This window comes from Proteus sp. MB838, assembly GCF_054767435.1.
The window spans coordinates 1-460 of record NZ_BAABMO010000113.1; the positions used below are offsets into that span (position 1 = coordinate 1).

Genomic DNA, 460 nt, shown 5'->3' on the forward strand with positions numbered 1-460 from the left:
TGCCCCTGCTGGTAGTTATGAAAAATATGCAGGTAGAGCATCTGAGTTAAGTTTAGATAGCTCCTAATAATTCTTTAATATGATAATCAGAATGAGGGATTAGGCGGGGATATTTAGTCGCCTCTTTTTCTGTTATAGGAAAATCATTGTTGAATATGTCAACTTTATAGCATGAGTTTTCAACTCCGTAAGAAAAGTATATGTCGTCCATATTCATAGGCGTATAGTTATTCTGATGTCCAATGATCCTCCAGTCACTATTGGGATATCCTTTTCTATCAAATAACCCGTAAGTATCGATTACAACTGGTGTGATTTTTCTGTTAGATTTTTTTATGTCGTCTTCGGTTATGGATGGACTAGAAGAAACGAAATCGAAAATCTCTACTACATGGCCTGTCATGATTTTTGAAATGATGCGTCCAAACCCATATGTTTCATTATTTAATTGAAAACAAAA

General features: G+C 34.6%; 1 protein-coding gene. It reads right to left on the bottom strand.

The features are described from left to right. Positions 1-52: 52 nt before the first annotated feature. Positions 53-460: Imm26 family immunity protein (locus ACYUCW_RS18175; RefSeq protein WP_163748944.1), on the bottom strand; the 408-nt coding region annotated here is incomplete at its 5' end.